Annotated in this window: 13 protein-coding genes and 1 pseudogene; 9 read left to right on the top strand and 5 right to left on the bottom strand. The window is 70.4% G+C overall.

Annotated elements, in window-relative coordinates; translation table 11 throughout:
• Nucleotides 1–127: 127 nt before the first annotated feature.
• The 3 genes from KXC42_RS06745 to KXC42_RS06755 all read left to right on the top strand — a co-directional run bounded on the left by KXC42_RS06745 (nt 128) and on the right by KXC42_RS06755 (nt 3,284).
• Nucleotides 128–1,708, top strand: a complete 1,581-nt coding sequence (locus KXC42_RS06745; protein WP_257606048.1) for an alpha/beta hydrolase family protein — start codon at nt 128–130, stop codon at nt 1,706–1,708.
• Nucleotides 1,705–2,199, top strand: coding sequence for an LppA family lipoprotein (locus tag KXC42_RS06750; protein WP_071934591.1), 495 nt, complete (start codon nt 1,705–1,707; stop codon nt 2,197–2,199). Before KXC42_RS06745 ends, KXC42_RS06750 begins: the two co-directional genes overlap by 4 nt.
• An 83-nt stretch (nt 2,200–2,282) precedes the next feature.
• Complete coding sequence (locus KXC42_RS06755) at nt 2,283–3,284, top strand: hypothetical protein (RefSeq protein ID WP_219130063.1); 1,002 nt, start codon at nt 2,283–2,285, stop codon at nt 3,282–3,284.
• Between the two features lie 114 nt (nt 3,285–3,398).
• On the opposite strand, the gene KXC42_RS06765 is transcribed toward KXC42_RS06755, so the two are convergent.
• Nucleotides 3,399–4,358, bottom strand: coding sequence for a glycerate kinase (locus KXC42_RS06765; protein WP_033097330.1), 960 nt, complete (start codon nt 4,356–4,358; stop codon nt 3,399–3,401).
• Nucleotides 4,355–5,260 carry a hydroxymethylglutaryl-CoA lyase gene (locus tag KXC42_RS06770; protein ID WP_006553936.1) on the bottom strand — a complete coding sequence of 302 codons (906 nt, stop codon included), beginning with the start codon at nt 5,258–5,260 and terminating at the stop codon, nt 4,355–4,357. Before KXC42_RS06770 ends, KXC42_RS06765 begins: the two co-directional genes overlap by 4 nt.
• Nucleotides 5,261–5,470: 210 nt before the next feature.
• Between KXC42_RS06770 and KXC42_RS06775 the strand changes: the two genes are divergently transcribed.
• The 6 genes and pseudogenes from KXC42_RS06775 to KXC42_RS06805 all read left to right on the top strand — a co-directional run.
• Nucleotides 5,471–5,662: a hypothetical protein gene (locus KXC42_RS06775; protein ID WP_006553937.1), complete on the top strand. Its 192-nt coding sequence runs from the start codon at nt 5,471–5,473 to the stop codon at nt 5,660–5,662.
• Nucleotides 5,663–5,878: 216 nt separating this feature from the next.
• Complete coding sequence (locus tag KXC42_RS06780; protein ID WP_219130064.1) at nt 5,879–7,954, top strand: hypothetical protein; 2,076 nt, start codon at nt 5,879–5,881, stop codon at nt 7,952–7,954.
• Nucleotides 7,955–8,031: 77 nt separating this feature from the next.
• Nucleotides 8,032–8,997: a hypothetical protein gene (locus KXC42_RS06785; RefSeq protein ID WP_219130065.1), complete on the top strand. Its 966-nt coding sequence runs from the start codon at nt 8,032–8,034 to the stop codon at nt 8,995–8,997.
• 95 nt (nt 8,998–9,092) lie between these two features.
• Nucleotides 9,093–9,455 carry a PadR family transcriptional regulator gene (locus KXC42_RS06790; RefSeq protein ID WP_024103494.1) on the top strand — a complete coding sequence of 121 codons (363 nt, stop codon included), beginning with the start codon at nt 9,093–9,095 and terminating at the stop codon, nt 9,453–9,455.
• Entirely contained in the window at nt 9,455–10,807 is a 1,353-nt protein-coding gene (locus KXC42_RS06795) for a permease prefix domain 1-containing protein (RefSeq protein ID WP_112320151.1), read from the top strand. The genes KXC42_RS06790 and KXC42_RS06795 overlap by 1 nt, the downstream gene beginning before the upstream one ends.
• Before the next feature lie 325 nt (nt 10,808–11,132).
• Nucleotides 11,133–11,525: pseudogene (locus KXC42_RS06805) on the top strand (aromatic ring hydroxylase); the annotation flags it as partial.
• Between the two features lie 61 nt (nt 11,526–11,586).
• Here the strand turns inward: KXC42_RS06805 and KXC42_RS06810 are convergent.
• Genes KXC42_RS06810 through KXC42_RS06820 form a run of 3 tightly spaced genes read right to left on the bottom strand, consistent with a single transcriptional unit; the run spans nt 11,587 to nt 14,027 of the window.
• Nucleotides 11,587–12,246, bottom strand: coding sequence for a response regulator transcription factor (locus KXC42_RS06810; protein WP_033097335.1), 660 nt, complete (start codon nt 12,244–12,246; stop codon nt 11,587–11,589).
• 13 nt (nt 12,247–12,259) lie between these two features.
• Nucleotides 12,260–13,432, bottom strand: a complete 1,173-nt coding sequence (locus tag KXC42_RS06815) for a sensor histidine kinase (RefSeq protein WP_161793634.1) — start codon at nt 13,430–13,432, stop codon at nt 12,260–12,262.
• A 10-nt stretch (nt 13,433–13,442) separates the two neighbouring features.
• Complete coding sequence (locus KXC42_RS06820; protein ID WP_006553945.1) at nt 13,443–14,027, bottom strand: DUF1772 domain-containing protein; 585 nt, start codon at nt 14,025–14,027, stop codon at nt 13,443–13,445.
• Nucleotides 14,028–14,035 lie beyond the last annotated feature (8 nt).

Genomic DNA, 14,035 nt, shown 5'->3' on the forward strand with positions numbered 1-14,035 from the left:
GTGCAGGTGGACAAGAGTTGTCCACAGGCAGTGGAGTTGTCCACAGCGGCCGGCCCGCGGAGCATTCCGCGGGCCGGCCGTCGTCGGTGCCCCTTATGCTTCCGCGGCAGGGGGTGGTGGTGTGCAGGTGGACGATCTGGCGGGGTGGGATCCGGATGCGCTCGAGCGCACGGCGACCGAGCTCGCGGCATGTGCCGATGCCGTCGACGCCGTGGCCGGCGACGTCGCGCGGTCGGCGTCCTTCGGCGACGCCTGGAGCGGTGCGGCGCATGACGGAGCGACGTCCGCATTCGCCTCGTACGGGCGGGATCTCGCGGCACAGGCCGAGTCGTATCGGCGCGTGTCCGCATGTGCGCGGTTCGTCGTGCCGCGACTGCGGGCACTGCACTCCGAACTGGGCGAGCTGCAGACCAGGGCCGCTGCGCGGGGTTTCCCGCTCGACGCCGACGAATTGCTCGCGGCGTCGCTGCGATCGCTGCTCGTCCGTGCCGATGGGCTCGACCGCGAGGCCGCCGCTCGCCTGAGTGTCGAATCCGATCCGCCGGGAACGGTTCTCGGCGAACAGGGTCGCCTACATACCGCGATCGCGCGGTCCGGATCGACGACGCTGCCGGTCCTGCCGGATCCGGCCACCGATCCCGTGCAGGTCGCGCAGTGGTGGAACGGTCTCGACGACACGGCACGCACCGCGCTGGTCGCCGAACATCCCGAACGGATCGGCGCCCTCGACGGACTACCCGCTGCGGTTCGCGATCTCGCCAATCGTGCCCTGCTCGACGACGAACGTCGCCGCCTCGAATCCGTCGCGACACAACTGCGGGCCGAACTCGACGCGATGTTCCTCGGTGGCACCGTGATCGACAGTCTCGGCGTCACCGGACTGTTCACCGACGCCGATGCCGGGCTCGAACAGACGGTGCGGAAGATCGAGGCCCTCGCCGCGATCGACGCGACCCTCGCCCACGGCGACCGGCAATTGCTCGCCCTCGACCTGTCCGGACGCGAAGCGATGGCGGCGGTGGCCGTCGGGGACGTCGACACCGCCGAGCACCTGGCCGTCTTCGTCCCCGGCGCCGGCTCGACCGTGCAGGGCAATCTGCAGGGCTACGACACGCAGGTCGCGGCGCTGCGCGACGCCGCTCGGCTCCACCTCACCGGCGGCGATCCCTCCGTCGCGGCGGTCACCTGGCTGAATTACCAGGCGCCCCAATGGGGATGGGGTCTCGCGTTCACCGAGCGCAGTCCGGTCTCCGACCTCGCCGCCCGGATCGCCGCGCCTCGCCTGGTCGACTTCCTCGACGGCATCGCGGCCTCGCGTCCCGACGACCCGCGTATCACCACGGTCGGGCATTCCTACGGGGCCGTCGTCTCTGGTCTGGCGCTGAGGGAGACCGGTGCGGTCGATGCCGCGGTGTTCGTCGGGGCTCCGGGGATCGGGACCGGCGACGTGACCGACCTGCGGATCCCGCCCGGCTCCGCCTATCTCGTCGAAGCCGAGCGCGACATCGTCGCCGACGCCGGAACCTTCGGTGGCGACCCGAGCTTCCTCGACGGCCTGACGCATCTTCCCGCCGGTCCGGGCACCACCACCGCCGGAGTCCCGCTCGCGGGCATCACCGGCCACAGCTCGTATCTCACCCCCGGAACGTCGAGTTCCCACCACATCGCCGGTGTCGTCGCGGGCACCGCAGAACGGAGTACGCCGTGACCTCTGTGTGGAGTTCTCGGCTCGGGGCGTGCGTCGTCGTTCCGGCAGCACTGCTCGCGGCGTGCACCACCACGGTGACCCCGGTCGCGATGCCCGAACCGGTCGCCACGACCAGCGTGGGCGCGGTCGAGTTCTACACCGCCGTGCAGCGCGACGTCCTCACCGCACTGTCCGCCGAGTTCCCCAGCGTGCGCTTCGAACCGAAGTACGCGAGCACCACCGCGGGATGCACGCTGCCCGACGGCACCTCGGGCCTGACGGTGCACCTCCCGATCCACGGCTCGGGCAGGCCGGTGCCGGTCGACGAACTGGACCGTGCGGCCAGGGTCTTCGAGGACACCGCCGCGCGGGCGGGCTTCCACGGTCGCCATGTGCTGCCTCCGGATACCGGTCTCGCCGTCCGGATGTTCGCGGCCGACGGCTCGTACATCACCTTCGGCAGTTACGTCGCCGCGACCGTCGGACTCACCGTCGGTTGTTACCCGGAGTAGGCCCGGTAGTCGGCTAGGCTCGTCCGAGCGACGGCCGCTCGGGCCGTCGTGATTCGTGCTGGCAGCCGTGGAGGGACGAACAGATGCGCCCGATGCTCGGCATCTCCGTCGACGACGGTGAAGTGTGCGCGGTCCTCGTCGATGCCGACGTTCCGAGTCTCGGTCCGTTCGACTCCCAGCGAGGCTTCGGCGCACCCGGGGACACACCGGCGGAGGCCGCTGCCGCTGCCGCCTCCGCCATGGCGGAACGTGCCGCCGCGGCGTCGCTGACCCTGTCCGCGGCCGCGGTGGTGACCGGTCCCGAGAACGACGAGGACGCCGAACCGGTCACCGAGGCGGTGCGAGCCGTGCTCGGTATCGACGTCGACACGGTCCTGCTCGACGACGCGCGACTGGCCTTCCTCGCCGGAGCACCCGAACTCGCGGAACTGCCGGTCCTGGCCCTGCACACCCGTACCTACGGCGTCGAATCCGCATCGATGGTCGACGTCCCCTCGCGCACGGTGCTGTCCACGGTGAGTCCCGACGGCGACGAGTTCGGTCCCTACACGCAGTCCCTGCCCGAGGCGATGGACGAAGCGGTCGCCCGCGCAGGCACCTCGCCCGACGCGGTGGTCTTCCTCGATCTGCGTCCCGGCGACGCCCGTCCGGCACGAGAACTCGCCACCGTCCTCGGTGTTCCCTTCGTGACTCCGCACGAGGTGCCCTGGCATCGCGCGACCGGTGCCGCGCTCGTCGCAGCCGCCCGCCGTTCCCCGACGGTCGTCGCCGCGCCCACGAACCGTCGTCGCGGCACCGTCCTGCCGGCCATGCTCGTCGCGCTCGTCGCCCTGCTGGGTGGGGGACTGGCCGTCGCGGTGAGCAGCGGCGTGCAGGCGGAACGCTCCGCGCCCGGACTGCAGACGGCCGTGGCGCCGCCGCCGTCGCCGGTGCCGTCGCCCGATCGCGCACCCGTCGCCGACCCGTGCTCCGAGGCGCGACCGGCATCGTGGCCGGCCCACGCGTCCGATCCGGTCGACCCGGTGCCGACGCCCGAGACGCCCACCGAGATTCCCTGCGGCAGCGCACCTCCCACCGATCCGTGATCGGCCGGTGATCGGGCGCATTTCTCAGGTGCGCAGTGCCGAAAGGCGCATCTCTCAGGTGCGCAGTGCCGAAAGGTACATCTCTCAGGTGCGCAGTGCCGAAAGGTACATCTCTCAGGTGCGCAGTGTCCGACCGGCGCGCGTCAGCGATTCCGCATCGGATGCGACGACGACATCGGCGAACCGCTCGCGGTAGTCGCCGAGGTCGTCGCCGACCGAACCGACCACCGCGACCACCGGAACGTCGCTGCAGCGCGCGAGGATCGCCGAGACGATCTTGCCCGCCCGCGACTGGCCGTCGAGCCGTCCCTCGCCGACCACCACGAGATCGGCGGTGCGCACGGCGTCGTCGAATTCCACTGCGTCGAGCACGAAGTCGGCTCCCGACCGCAGTTCTGCACCGAACCGCGACCACATCCCACCGGAGAAACCCCCGGCCGCTCCGGAGCCGTCGACCTCCCGCGGGTCGCGGGGGAGGGTCAGCGCCCTCTCTTCGAGGCGGCGCGTGAGCAGCGCGACGGCTGCCGTATCGGCGCCCTTCTGCGGCCCGAAGATCCGTGCCGCATCGGTGTAGCGGGTCGTCACGTCGGACAGCACGGTGACGCGGGCGTCGTCGAGCCCACCCCGCTCGTCGATCGCGGCGATCGCACCTGCGCCCCCGTCGGTCGTCGCCGACCCACCGGCCGCGACGACGATGTGCCGTGCTCCGCGCCGGACGGCTTCGGCCATGACCATCCCGGTGCCGTAGGTGTCGGCGGTGACGGCGTCGCGCGGACCGTCGTGCGGAGTGGTGATGCCGCTCGCCGTCGCGAGTTCGACGACGGCCGTGCCGTCCGGCGACATCCCCAGCAGTCCGCGGCACGGTGCGCGCCACGGGTTCACGGCCTCGACCTCGATCCGGGCGAGACCGAGCGGCCCGGCGAGCGCGTCGAGAGTGCCCTCGCCGCCGTCCGCGACGGGCATCCGGATCGCGGTGTGCCCGGCGCTCTCCACACCGGAGGCGATCGCGTCGGCGACCTCGACGGCGGTGTAGGTGCCCTTGAAGCTGTCGGGGGCGATCAGGATGCGGGTCACCGGAGGGCCCAGTCGAAGGCCTCGGCCTCGGAGCGGGCGCCCTGCCGGGCACGCGACCGGTTCGGTTCGTCCAGTTCGGCGACGATGTCCTCGCCGAGCCGGACCAGGGCGCCGAAGACCTCCGGGTCCAGCCACGACGGGCGGGTCGCGAACAGCAGGTCCTCGCTCGCGGTGTTGCCGCTCGCACCCGGTGCGAACGGGCACCCGCCCAGGCCGGCGAGTGCGCCGTCGACGACGGTCGCCCCGGCGTCGATCGCGGCGAGGCTGTTGGCGACACCGAGACCCCACGTGTCGTGACCGTGGTAGACGATCCGTCGGTCGGGGGATTCGGCGGCCAGGCGCGCGACCAGCGACGACACCTGGCCGGGCACGGCCTGGCCCAGGGTGTCGGCGACGACGATGTCGGCGGCCCCGTCGGTGCGCGGATCGCATGCGATCTCCACGACCCGGTCGGGATCGACCGGCCCGTCGAACGGGCACGTGAACGCCGTGGCCAGGCACAACTGGATACCGCCGCCGACGGCGTGGGCGCGTTCGATCGCCGCCGGCATCGCGGCGATGCTGTCCGCGGTGTCGCGGCCGATGTTGGCGCGGTTATGGGCGTCGGAGACCGAGAAGCAGTACTGGAACCGTCGGGCACCGGCCGCGATCGCCTTCTCGACGTGGCGCGGCGTGGCGACCCAGATCCAGCAGCGGTCGAGTTCCTCCTCGGTCAGCGCTGCGACGAGGTCGAGGGTGTTCGCCATCGGCGGCACGAGGTCGGCGCGGGCCAGGGACCCGATCTCGAGTTCGGGCACGCCCGCGGCGAGCAGCGCCCGGACGATCTCCACCTTGCGTTCGGTGGGGAGCAGTTTGCCGGTCAGCTGCAGTCCGTCGCGCAGCGTCACGTCGCGCAGGATCACGTCCGTGCATGCTCGGTCACTCGTCGGTTCCGCCACTGTTTCCGCCTCCCCGTCGTGTTCCTGCCGACCCCACCGTCTCGAACCGCACCAGTATGCCCCGGTCACCGTGCGGGCACGATCCGTCGACACACCGATGGACTTTCGCGAGGACTGTGACAGATGACACTATCCTCACCGTTCTGATCGTGAATTGCCGGAAGGTGCGGGGAAATGGCTTCGGTCCTGGGAAAAGTACTGCTCTGGATCGCTCTGCTGGGGGGACTGGCCGGGGCGGTGATCGCCGTGTGGGCGCTGCACGTGAACGGGCTGGTGGCCTCGCTCATCGTCGCGTCGGTGACGGGACTCGTCCTGCTGCGGCTGCGCCCGGAGGCGCGTGACGACTCCGACATCGCGCTCACCTGAGCGGTCGACCTCGCGATCACCTGAGCGGTCGACCTCGCGATCACCTGAGCGGTCGACACCGCCCTCACCTGACGGGAAACGGGGCGTTCGGACTGTAGGGTGAGAACCGGCGTCCGGGTCGAGGGCGCCTCGCGTGGACGCGCTGCACGAGCGCGCCGTCGACGCCGGAGAGGGGGCCCGCGGCCTCCGCCGGGCGTGGAAGAGGAGCATCGGTCAGTGTCGCTGTGGTCTCGTGCCTTGTCGTCGGACGAACTCAACAGTCGTCGCTGGGTGGATCTGATGCCGTGGATCGACCGCTACGGATCGGCCCGCACCGCCGCCCTCGGGGCACTCGTGTCGTCGTCCCGCTGGTGGGAGAACGAGTCGCCCGCCGAGACCTGCGAGCACACCGAGATTCCCGAACTGTGCGCCGAACTCGCCCACATCTACGTCACCGACCACCCGGAGCTGCGCTTCGCGGACGGTCTGCTGCGTGAGGACGAAGTGCCCGTGGCCGCACTCGATCTCGGTCCGGCCGCCGCGACCCTCGTCGCGCGCCTCCCGCACGCACCCACCACCGCCGAATTGTTCAGTCGCAGTCCGGCCGATCTGCTCGGGATCCGCGGCGCCGACCGCGACGCGGTGGAGGAGATCGTCTGCGCCGCGCTCGTCGCGACGGTGCTCCGCGAACCGGCCACCCTCGAAGCCGATCCGCGTGCCGCGCGGGTGCCCGCCGCGGCGCTGCTCCTCGACGACCTGGCGGCGCTGGCGCGGTGGAGTCGCGTGTGCGGCCGCGACGATGCTCCTCTCCTGCTGGCCGTGATCGACGACGGGGCGCCGGAGGAGATCCAGGACGCCGCGGCCCGGTTGCGGGCACTCACCGCCCGCGACCTGCCGGTGGCGGCGCCGGCCGATCCGATCGCCGAACTCACCGACTACCTCGAGGGCTTGCCCGACGCGGAACGCACGGCCTTGCGGCGCCGCGTCCACGACGGCGTCGACGACCCGGCCGGGCCGTCCACCTTCCCATTCGGCACGGCGGTCGGCGACCTGCTCGCGGCGTTGCGCGTCGACGTGCGGCCGGTGGCGGCCTTCGACCGGATGGTGCGCACCCACCCGGTGCTGGGCCGGACCGTCCAGGGTTTCGACGTGCCCCTGTGGCGGGTGTTGCACCGTCTCGACGACCGTTTCGAGGTCGCGGACGGGTGGATCGCGGTACCGGATCTGCCCGACGCCGAGAAGCAGACCCGCGGACTGCTCTCGGAGTTCGAATCACCGAACGGTGTGGTCGAGCCCGCCGCCGTGAAGGCCGTGTGGTCGCTTCCCGACGACGAGTTCGAGGCGTGGACCCGGTACTGCGGCACGACGACCTTCGAAGGCCGTTTACTGTCCCCGCCGGACGGGCTCGCCGGACGTGCCGCTCAGGTCCTCGAGGTTCTCGGCGACCCCCTGACCGCCGACACGCTTGTCGCGCGCATGGGGGTCAATGCCGACGTCCACACCCTCGTCTCCGAACTCGCCGACGACGAGCGCTTCACATCCGACGGTGAACGTTGGGCGCTGGCCGAGTGGGACGTCGACGTGGTCACCGCCATCCGCAACCGCATCGCACGGCTGGTCGATGCCCGCGGCGGAAGCGCCGATCGCGACATGGTGGTCGCCGCGCTCGTCGACCGATTCGGCATCTCGGAGGATTCCGCCCGGACGTTCACGGCCGGAGGGGATTTCGAGGTCGTCGACGGCCGTGTCCGGCGTCGTCACCGCTCGCACGTTCCGATCGCCCTGCCCGAGCGCACACGCCGCCTCTACCGGCTGGGGGAGGCCTGGCGCCTGCGCATCCCCGCGACCCGCGACCACCTGCGGGGAGCCGAGTTCACGGTTCCGTCCGCCGTCGCCGCGATCGCCGGGTGCGCACCGGGTGGGCATGTGGTGCTCCCGTCCCGCCTGGGCGGCCAGACCCTGCGCTGGACGGGACCGGTGCCGCGTCTGTCCTCGATCCGCCGGTTTCTCGAGGACGTCGGGGTGGAGGAGGACAACGAGCTGCTGCTCGAGGTCCGCACCGACGGCCGGTTCGACGTCCTGCCGCTGCGCACCGTCGCCGACAACGCCGAACCGCTGCGCAAGGCGCTCTCGCTCATCGGCCACACCGAACCGGAAACCGTACCCGAGGAGCGGATCGCGTCGGCGTTGGCGTCCGCTCTCGGCCTCGACGGGGAGTCGCGCCCGCGCCGGATCCTGTCGGCCTACCGGGCCCGCAGGGAGACCGAAGTGGTGGCCCTGCTCGAACAGGCGTGGGTCCGTGTCCCGAACTGAGCGGGAAGTGGGTGCGCGTCCCGAACTGAGCCGGAAGACGTGATGCATCCGGCCCTTCGACGTAGCACGATTGGGGTATGGCCGACACGTCGAAACCCACCGCCGCAGTCCCCACCGCCCCCGACGCGGTCCTCGAGGCGTTGCGGGGAGCAGTCGCGTCGGTGGAGGCCGCCGTCGTGCGTCTCGAAGGCGACGATGCGGCGCCCGGAACCGTCGACTGCGTGCTCGACCTGGCCGGGGCGGAGCCGGCCGGCGACATCGTCGCGACCCATAATGTTCTGACCAGGGCGGCATCGATCGCCGACCACACCGGCGGTCTTCCCGACCGGGACTGGCAGTCGATCGCCGACCTCGGTGAGGTCCTCGCCCGGACGGTGACGCGTCTGCGCGGGCACGTCTCTTCGTCGCTCGACGATCTCGGACTCGACGCGGCGGTGGGTGAGCACGTCGAACTGCTGCAGAAGGTCGCGGTGGAGGAGGCTCTGGGGGAGACGCTGCAGTTGCTCGTGATCGTCGAGGACTGCCTGTTCCTGTGGCATCGCGTGCGCCTGGCACGCACGCCCGACGACGAACTGCGCGACGCGCTGACCTCCGCCCGTCAGGTCCTGGCCGACCACTTCACGCAGGACGCCGAACTGCTGCGCCGCGCCCGTGCCGCGCTCGCCCGGTTCGCGGAGGGCACCCCGATCGAGGTCGTACGCCGCTTGTCGTCGGGACGGACGACGAAGGTGCTCGCGGGTCTGCGTCAGGACTTCGACGACTTCCGGTGGGCGTGCCGTGCCGACGAGGCGGGTTGGCTCGACGACGAGGACCCGGTGATCGCCGAGGCCCTGGACTCGATGAGCAGTCCGCTCAAGGCGGTCGGGGGAGTCCTCGGAGACGTGTTCGAACGCGGCCGTGCGCGGGTGACGGAGACGTGGAGTCGCTCCGAGGCTTCGGAATCTGCCGCTTCGGGATCTGCCGCTTCGGGATCTGCGGATTCCGGATCGACCGCCTCCGGCTCCGACGAATCCACAACCGCCGGATCCGACGACCGGCAGTAGACGCCACCGCACCACCTTGCGGAGAGCGCTCGGTCCTCATACCTAGATCTGCTAGGGTCACCGTTATCCATAGAACCTCTAGGTATGAGGACGACATGTTCATCGAGAAGGATTTGGTGGCCGCGTCCGCCACCCCGCTCGTGCTCGGCATCCTCGCCGAGGGCGAGTCGTACGGGTATGCGATCATCAAACGCGTCAACGAGCTGTCGCAGGGCCGGATGCAGTGGACCGACGGGATGCTCTATCCCCTCCTGCACCGTCTCGAGCGGGCGGGGCACGTGTCCGCCACCTGGCGTGTCGCCGACAACGGGCGGCGCCGCAAGCACTACGCCATCACCGACGCGGGCCGGGAAGTCCTCACCGAACGGGCGGCGCAGTGGACGGTCGTCGCCGAGGCCCTGCACCAGGTGTGGCAGTCGGCCCAGTTGCCTCCCGCCGTCGCGCCGGGGTGGTCGTGATGACACTCGACGCACATCTCGAGGACCGGATCGCCGGCTGGCGCAACTACGTCGCCGACCATCGGGTCATCTCGTCCTCGGACATCGACGAGATGGAAGATCATCTGCGGGAACAGATCTCGGACCTCGTGTCGGTCGGGCTGACGGCCGACGAGGCATTCCTCGTCGCGGTCGGCCGGATGGGTGGTCTCGACGAGGTCTCCCGCGAGTTCGCCCAGGAACACTCCGACCGGCTGTGGAAGCAGCTCGTCCTCACCGGTGGCGGTCGCGGTGAGGAGTCCGGAACCCCGCGTCGCCGTAGGGAACTCGCGGTCGTCCTCGCCTGCGCGCTCGGTGCCGGTCTGGCCGTCCGGGCCGGATTCGAGTGGCTCTCCGATAACGCACTGGTGCGCAACGCCGCCGTGCTCATGCTGCCCTTCCTCACGCTGTATTTCGCGTGGAAGCGTCAGATGAGTCCGAAGAGCAGTGCGCTCCTTGCCGTTCCGTTCGTCCTCGTGGCGATCGTGCTCAACGTCTTCCCGTTCGAACCGGGCGGCGCCACCGAGATCATCGCGGCGATCCACGCCCCGGTGGTCCTGTGGTTCGTCGTCGGTGCGGCCTATGTCGCAGGGCAGTGGCGATCCCATCGCCGTCGCATGGACTTCGTGCGCTTCACCGGGGAGTTCGCCGTGTACCTGGCGCTGCTCGCGCTCGGCGGCGGCGTGCTCATGGGGCTGACCGCGGGTGCCTTCAGCGCCCTGGAGATCGATATCGAACCGTTCTTCGAACAGTGGATCGTCCCGTTCGGGCCGGCCGGAGCGATCGTCGTCGCGGCCTGGCTCGTCGAGGCGAAGCAGCAGGTCGTGGAGAACATCGCTCCCGTTCTCACCCGGGTCTTCACGCCCGTCACGATCCTCATGCTGGTCGCGCTGTTCGTCGCGGTGATCGCGTCCCACAGCGTCGTCGACGTCGACCGGGGCCTGCTGATCCTCATGGACCTGATCCTCGTGCTCGTCCTCGGACTTCTGCTCTACTCGATCTCTGCCCGCGACCCGCACGCCGCACCGGACGTCTTCGATCTGCTGCAGGTGATGCTGATCGCCGCGGCGCTCGCCGTCGACCTGCTGATGCTCACCGCGATGGCCACCCGCATCGCCGAGTTCGGCTTCACCGCCAACAAGGTCACCGCCCTCGGTCTGAACCTCGTCCTCCTGGTGAACCTCGTGTGGGCGGCGTGGCTCGGCATCTCGTTCCTGCGGGGCCGCACCGGTTTCGCGGCGGTCGAGCGGTGGCAGATGCGCTACCTGCCCGTCTACTGCGGGTGGGCGGCACTGGCGGTCGTCGCGATCCCGCCGCTCTTCCGGTTCGTGTGAGCGCTCTCGACTCGGGACTACCATGCCCAGGACGGACGCGGTGCCCACGTACACGATGAGGCAACTCGCTCTCGTCTGCGATCACCGACCAGAAGGCCCTCGCGGTCAAGTTCCTCGTCCGGCAGCGCGCCCAGGGCGTCAAGCTCACACCGACCGGTCACGCGGTGCTCGAGCGGGCGAAGATGCTGCTGCACCACGCGAGCGAACTCGAGAGCGACGCGCGGTCGGAGGCGGGCGACATCGTCGGTCCGGTGGCGGTGGGGTGTTATCTCTCCCTCGCGCCGACATCGACTTCCGCGAGGACACCCAGAACCGTTTGCGGATGCTGCTCGACTCGCCCGATCTCGTCGAGGCACTCGGCGCGACGGCCGGTGAGGCCTTCGTAGTCCGCCCCGACGGTCTGCTGCTGTGCCGTGTGCCGGTCGCCGACCTGGACAGTGTCGCCGCATCCCTGCGCTCCGGTGCCGCTCCGGCGGGCGCGGAACTCCCGGCCCGGCCTGCCGAGCAGGTCACCGAGGACGACCAGCGTCGCGAGAACGTCTGGCTCGGCCTGTCGACTGCCCTGGATCAGGCCGCCGAGGACGACCGCGAGGGCTTCCTGACACGACTCGCGCTGGTGCTCGGCTCGCAGATCGACCGCCGGCAGTTCGAGGAGGCCATCGCGGCCGCCGCGGACACCTCACCGCTGCGCGTGGAGGAACTCGCCCCGCAGGCCTGACCGCCGATACCGCTCGACCATCCGTCCCCGGTAGCCCCCTGCTACCGGGGGCGGACCCCTGTCAGGGATCGGTCGGCGGGACCAATCCCGTGCGGAAGGCGATCGCGACGAGATTCGCCCGGTCCCGCGCCTGGAGCTTCGCGAGAATACGGGTGACATGGGTACGCACTGTCGTGGGACTGATGAACAGCTCGCGTCCGATCTCGTCGTTCGACAGCCCCCGACCGACCTCGGCGAGGATCTCGCGTTCGCGCTCGGTGAGCACACTCAGCATCTCCGTCCCTCGCACCCGGGGACTGCGCGCTGCCGCCTGCATGACACGGCGCGTCACCGTCGGCGAGAGCATCGCCTCGCCGGCCGCGACGGTGCGGACGGCGGTACGCAGTTCCTCGGGGGCCGAGTCCTTCACGAGAAAGCCGGTCGCACCTGCACCGATCGCGTCGAGAATGTTGTCGTCGCTGTCGAAGGTCGTCAGCACCACCACCCGTATCCGGGTCGACGGCGAGGCGCCGAGGATCCGGCGGGTCGCTGTGATCCCGTCCGTCCCCGGCATCCGGATGTCCATGAGCACCACATCGGGTTCCGTACGCTCGACCACTCTCACGGCGTCGTTGCCGTCGGCGGCTTCGCCCACCACCTCGATGTCGTCGGCGCGACCGAGCAGTGCCCGCAGCCCCTCCCGGACGAGGGCCTGGTCGTCGACGATCACCACCCTGATCACGATCGACCTCCTGTCACGATCGACTTCCCGTGGGGATCCGGGCCGACACGAGGAAACCCCCACCGTCCGATCGTCCCGTCTCGATCGTTCCGCCGAGCAGACCGACGCGTTCGCGCATGCCGGCGAGCCCCCAGCCGGCCGAGGCGCCCTGGCTCGGACCCCGACCGTCGTCCTCTACGGCCACGACGAGGACATCGTCCCGAAGTGTCATTCTCACAACCGCTTTCGAGGCATCGGCATGTCGTAGGACGTTGCTCAGCGCCTCCTGCACCACCCGATAGGCAGTCGCGGCCACAACCGATGGAAGGTCGTCGGTCGTTCCGTCGCGGTCGATGCGCATGTCGAGTCCCGCGGCGCGCACCGTGTCGACGAGACGGGGCAGCTGCGCGAGCGACGGTGTCGGGGCGCGGCGGGAATCGTCAGGGGAGCGGAGGGCCTCGACCGTGGCGTGGAGTTCCTCCACCGCACGCGAACAACCGGTGCGTACCGCGGCGAGCGACCGGCGAGCGAGCGGCGGATCGTCCTCGATCGCTTCCGTCGCGACGCCGGCGTGCAACGAGATGACCGAGACGGTGTGCGCGAGCAGGTCGTGGAGGTCGCGGGCGATCTGCACCCGTTCCCGCTCGACCCGCCGGGCGGTTTCGTGCTCGCGTTCGAGCTGTGCTGCCCGTTCCCGCCGGACCATCTCCGCTCGCAGAGCGCGTCGCGACCGGACACTGTCGCCCAGGGCGATGACCGCGGCCATCAGTCCGATCTGCCCTCCCACCTCGAAGCCGAAGAGGTACGCGAGATCGTCGCCCTGCGCCCAGCGCACCCCGGTCGACAACACCGCCAACGTGACGGCCACGGTCACAGCCCAGCGCAGATGTGCCCGCTCGGCAGCCGAGTACAACGCCACCGCCAGCGGAACGGCGAGACCGATCGGCGGCAGCGACAGGCTGTAGTACACGACGAGCGCGACGGCCGTGAAGAGCAATACGCCCACCGGGTGAGTCCGGCGTACGAGGACCGCGCCGGCGACGAGTGCAGCAAAGACGTAGGCGAGTGCCGTCGGTCCCGAGCTGTCGCTCCCGAGATCCGCGACGATCGCCCCGACGAGAACGGCAAGGACCACAGCCGCGAGGAGCACATCGATCGTGCGGGCCCGGCTTCCGGTGCCGCCGGGGCCGCGAGCGGACCACCACACGTCGGCGACGTTACCGCGCGGACGGCGCGGGCGGCATTCGAACATCGTGTGCGGCCTGCTCCCGTGCGGCACGAGCGAGTGCAGACGAGATCAGCACGCGACGCAGGGCGCCGAACGCGAGTGTCGCGGTGAGTGCACTCATCGCGAGCCGCACACGGTGGCCGGTCACGAACTCCGTGGCCACGCGACGCAGTGTCTCCGCCGAGTGCACCGCGATGCCCTCGTCGAACATGATGGTGTTGCGCGGCCAGAAGTACAGCGCGGAGAACGCGAACTCGCCCAGGAGCAGGACGGTCAGGCTCGCGAGAACCCACCTGCGCGCCGCCCGGTCCCGGCGTACGACGATGAGGGCGGCGAGACCGAGAGCGACCGTGAGTGCTCCCATCGGCGGGAAGAAATCGGCGGGACCGGTCTGCGAGAAGAACCGGACGGCCAGATCGAGAGAGTCCGGCGGAGCGTGGAAGATGTTGGGATACAGAATGATCGTTTCGGCGAGGATGCCCCCGAACGCGATGAGCGCGACCCAGGAATAGGCCGCGCTCACCACGGTTCGGAGGGTGTCGCTTCGGGAGTTCGTGACTCGGAGTGCGGTCATGGGATCGA

This window comes from Rhodococcus sp. LW-XY12 (genome assembly GCF_019317345.1).
In the GTDB taxonomy this organism is placed as follows: domain Bacteria; phylum Actinomycetota; class Actinomycetes; order Mycobacteriales; family Mycobacteriaceae; genus Rhodococcus; species Rhodococcus pyridinivorans.